The sequence below is a fragment of the Alkalimonas sp. genome (genome assembly GCF_020831925.1).
Taxonomy (GTDB): Bacteria; Pseudomonadota; Gammaproteobacteria; order Enterobacterales; family Alteromonadaceae; genus Alkalimonas.
Window position 1 is genome coordinate 1 of record NZ_JAFIFQ010000092.1, and the last position, 5,109, is coordinate 5,109.

Sequence of the window (5,109 nt, forward strand, 5' to 3'; positions counted from 1 at the left end):
TCGGCGATATCCAGCCACTCGGCGGTACCACTGCGGGTTTGTTGCAAGGCGGTCAATACTTGCTCGCCTGCGCCCTCACCCAGCCTAAAGCGCCTTGCTTCTTGACTGCCTGCCGGACTGGTGTCTTCAACATCAAGCTCAACGGCGGTATAGGTCACCAGGCTAATCGTACAGTCTGCACTTAGCATTGCCGTAATAATCTTATTACCCGAGCGGCTGGCAGCACAGTTGCTCTCAACGTGTACAAAGGTATTTTCAGCCACGCTTAGATCAAAACTGGCACTGCTGCCAAAAGCCACCTGCTGACTGGCAGGAGTGACACTGCCTTCACCGGTTAGGGCAATGGTCACCGTAAAGCTACTCTGGTTCCACTGTGCCGTATGCGTTTGATTCTGGGCTGGCATGGTTGCTGGCAACTCAGGCTGCCAGCCTGCAAAAACGAAGCCTGCTCGCGTTGGAGGCTCGGGCACGCTAATGGCACTGCCAAAATCGGCGGTGATGGCAGCCACATCGGTGCCCTCTACAGTATCAAAACTCAGCGTGTATTGGTTAATGCTCCACTGCGCTGTCACCGTTACGTCATTGCTTGGCATGGTATCCGGCAAAGCTGGCTCCCAGCCGGTAAAGGTATAGCCTAAGCGCGTGGGTTCAGCAGGAGGGTTGATTGCAGTACCAGAGTTGGCCGTAATCGCTGCCACCGCAGAGCCACCGGCACTGTCAAAGCTTAGGGTATAAGAATTGACCGACCACTGCGCGGTATGGGTTTGACTCGTCGCTGGCATGGTTGCTGGCAGCGCAGGGGTCCAGCCGACAAAGCTAAAGCCTTCTCGCGTCGGTGCCGCCGGTGCCGTGATGGCAGCGCCAAAGTCGGCCGTAATAGCCGCAACGGCGGAGCCCCCGGCACTATCAAAACTAAGAGTGTAACTGTTCACACTGTATTGCGCTGTTACCATGGTATTGGTGGTAATGTTGCTGAAATCACTGGGACTCCAGCCGGTAAAACTATGACCCATGCGCGAAGGAGCAGCAGGCGCTGTTGCAGCTGCGCCATGGTTTACGGTTTCAGTTGTTAACACCGTTCCATCCCAATCGATGAACGTGACGGTATAGCTGTTAATAAGCCACTTTGCGTACAGCGTCACCGCTTCATTGGCGGTATAGTTACCACCGGCTGCATAATCGGTACCGCTGCCATCCGGCTGGGTGTTCCAACCACCAAAGGTAAAACCGGTTCGCTCCAGGTTACCACTGTTCCCCGCAAGGGTGAGCGTCACGTTTTCAACTTTAACCTGCGCCGGCGGCACTGCACCTCCGGTAGCACCATTGGCATGGTAAGTCACCTCGAATTCTGCTGGCGGGTACTCCCAGCGCAAATAGGGATAGCCATTGTTTCTGGCGGCATGGATGCCCCAAACATCGTCGAAATCCCAGTCGATGAAGGTCATCACATCACGCATTTCGGCAGTCGTCTTACCAGTCCTTCCACTGGCATTGCCTGAATGGCCTGAAATGTCTGTATCGTAAAAATTATTTAGGTATGACCCCATAACGTGTCGAACAAGTCCATTGCTCAAGCGAATAAAATTTCCAAATCCAACATCAACTTCATTGACTCGTACTTCGCCTGCAGCGTATGAATTGGTCAAGGTTGCACTGTTAGCGCCAACTAAACCGGCTGACTCTCGATCAGCGCCTACACCACCCAGGACTCGGACCTGAGCATAGGCATTAGTGATCGTATCGGCCTGAGAAAACGTTCGACCAACCAAGCCGCCAACAAAGCTGTCACTACCATTGACCGAGCCACCTCTGGCAAAGGACTCTGAGATTGACGTGCCCCCTTCGGTTAAACCCACCAAGGTACCCACATTGCCCATCCCTGTTACCTGTGGGTGAACAAGCCCTAGTTTTGAAATAGTGGCTCCATTTGTTTGGCCAAAGAGACCAATTCTGCTTTCGCTGGGCCTGTGAATAAACAAATTGGTGATTCTGTGCCCACCTCCTTGGTAAACCCCGGTAAAATTGGTCGCCATCGTGCCAATCGGTGACCAGCCATGGCCAGCATCCCAGCTGATGGTGGTGGCCATATTGATATCAGCGGTTTGGGTGTAATGACCGCTCCATCTGGCGGTGTCTTCGGCCAGCCACACCAGATTGGCTAAGGAGCCAATTTGGTTGCCAATCGGTGCCTTTGCAAAACCACCGGTCCATTGCAAGGTGGGGTAGCCCCCATATGCCTTGCCCCACGACATGGCCCATACATCGTCAAAATTCCAGGCAGCTGCGGTAAAGGTCGATTGTGTTTTCATCTCGGCACTGGTTTTGCCAGTCGCATCGCCTGCCGTTGATGAGGCGCCGGAGGTTTCTGTATCCCAGAAATTCCCTGTCATTTCATAATTGCCGCCGGTAGTAACGTCACCCACAAAACCTTTATCGGGTTGCACAACTGCATCGAAGCTCACACTTCCGGTTGCGAAGGAATTCAGGATTTTCCCTTGATCATTCCGACCAACAAAACCGCCGAATCGAATATTCGTGCCGGCAGTTCTAATCACGTTGCCTAATGCGTAACTGTTTTCAATCCGGCCATTGCTGCCCACCTGCCCAGCGAAACCTCCACTGGTGCCAGCAGCACTGCTGACATTACCAGTCGCAAAACTGTTTGCGATGGTGGCGGAATTGTTTCGTCCAGCCAAACCACCGGTACGAAATGTACCCACGACATTTCCCGTTGCAAAGCTATTAGTGATGGTTCCGCTGTTAGCTGTTCCCACCAATCCACCGGTGTCATCAAATGAAGCGGGGATATTAACGGAAGAGTGTGAATCTGCTATCGACCCATTGGTATACCCAACCAACCCTCCGACTATACTGCTTGAGCTGGTTAAGGTACCTGTTGTGTAGCTGTGTGTAATGTTTGAACCAGCATCAGCAAAACCAACTAACCCACCAGATTGCGAACTCACCGTATAATTAATATCAATCAGGCCGACATTGGTTATTTCAGATCCAGTACCAAGTCTGCCGAAAAACCCTTGTTCCAAGTCCTCTCGATTAATGTAGAGATTGCCGATAGTGTGTCCATCACCATTGTAACTGCCAGAAAATGGAGTCGAGAATGAGCCTATAGGCGACCAACCTGCCCCCCCATTCCAACCACTGGTTGAAGAGGCATCAATAGAAGCAGTCTGGATGTAGTGAGCCGACCAACGACTTGAGTCGTCCGCGATCCAGGCCAGATTGGCCAAAGTGGCAATTTGATAGGGGTTCGCTGCGGTGCCATCGCCCGCCGCAGGTGGTGTAATGTCATGCGCCGCTACGGTGAAACTGGCACAGCACAACAACAGCGCTACCATCAAACCGCGAAGTGAGCTAAATAGTTGAGCAAAACACAATGATGAGTAAGGTGAGCCCATGGCATACTCCAACAAACAAATAATTGAAAGTATGGCCGTTGGCATCAACAATAAGCAAGGAAGCAAACCTTACCATTTCTTACATTTTCCCTGGAACAGGAAAGTGACTAGTGTGCATCAGTCATGGTATGGGCATCGGTTGCGGCTGGCGTCACAGGCAACTGCAGGCAAAAGCTACTGCCCACAGCTTTCGGTTGATACCAGACCTTGCCGCCATGCGTTTGCACCACCATCGCCACCAGATGCAGCCCCAAACCAAGGCCACTAATCGCCCGGTGCTGTCTGGCCCGAAAGCCACGCTGAAACAGCTGTGGGATATCGGCGGTGGCAACGCCACTGCCCTGATCGTGCACCGCCAAAGTCCAGTGCTCGCAGTCCATACTTATCTCCAGCTCAATCGTGCCACCGGTCGGTGAATACTTCACGGCATTATCCAGCAGATTCAGTACCGCCAGGGTCAACCACTGTTTATCAAACCAGACCGTCTCGTCGGGCGCTAAGGATGGGATTACCAACTGATGCTTTTCTGTAAGCAAGCACAGGCTTTGCAGCTCTGCCACCCAATCAACAAGTACCACAGGCTCCAACTGCAGGCCTTGTTCGAGCAAGTGCAAGCGATCTTCTGCCAAGGCGTTATCCACCAAATTATTGAGCCGCGCCACCGCCATCCGCGCCCGCTCAATGCGGGGTTTAGCCTCCGGCACAGTACTGGTTTGCCATTGCAGGTTGGTTAAGGCAGAACTAATCACCGCCAGAGGCGTTCGTAGCTCGTGCGCCATCAATTGATAAAAGCGCTGCAGAGCACTGTTTTCTTCCAGTTGCTGTCTTAGGCGTTGTTGTTCTCGGTTCAGCACTACCAACAGCACCAGCATCAGGAACACCACTTGCAGCATGGTCGATAAAGCCCACAAATGGGATGTCCAGAAATTGTAGGGCAAGCCACCGAGGTTGCGGATCACCTGCAAAATTAAAGCAAGCCAACCAGGCAATAGCATCGCAAAAAAAAGCAAGGGGACTGGCTTGTCTTGTTTGATCAGCGGCAACATCAGCGCCAAAATCACCGCCATCTGCAGCAGACCCGATAGCATCAGCCAGGGTGCCAGCAACGGATAAGCCCCCAGTAGAGACGCCAAGGCGCCAGCCAGGTGCGCGCACAGCAACCAAAACATGGCCTGATCCAGACGGGGGAAAAACCGTCGGATGGGAGTAAATTGCCGAACCAGTTGCAACAACAAAGCCGCAAACAAAAAACCACTGACACCAATCATGCGATCTGAGAGTGCCGGTAGCTGCGGGTACAGATACTGCTGATCAAAACCATTGATGGTAAAGTGAAACCAGGCATACACCAGGCTGTAGGCGGCAGCGGTGAAAAAAGCAACTTGACGCGTCCAGCCCCAACTGATCAAGGCCAACACGGCGGCGAACAGGCTTAAACCAAACAAAATGCCATACAGCAAGGTGCTGTTTTTTTCTTGCACTAAAAGATCACCCGGTGACTGCAGCTGCGGCCGCAGCGTCATGGCGCTGCCGGTTGTTACTCGCAACAGGTAGGCAACCGTGCGCTCTTGCTCCACATCCTTTAAACGCAAAACCAGGCTGCGGCTCAGCACCGGCCGCTGATAAAACGGAATGTGGTCGCCGCTTTGCTGCTGCACCAGCTGCCCCTGGCTATCCAGATAAAATAAATCCA

2 protein-coding genes are annotated in these 5,109 nt (G+C 52.8%); both read right to left on the reverse strand.

Annotated elements, in window-relative coordinates:
* Window positions 1–2,720, reverse strand: a 2,720-nt coding sequence (locus JJU14_RS16745; RefSeq protein ID WP_228614709.1) for an InlB B-repeat-containing protein, incomplete at its 3' end; no start/stop codon positions are given.
* 803 nt (window positions 2,721–3,523) lie between these two features.
* A partial coding sequence (locus JJU14_RS15940) for a sensor histidine kinase (protein ID WP_228614710.1) occupies window positions 3,524–5,109 on the reverse strand: 1,586 nt, incomplete at its 5' end.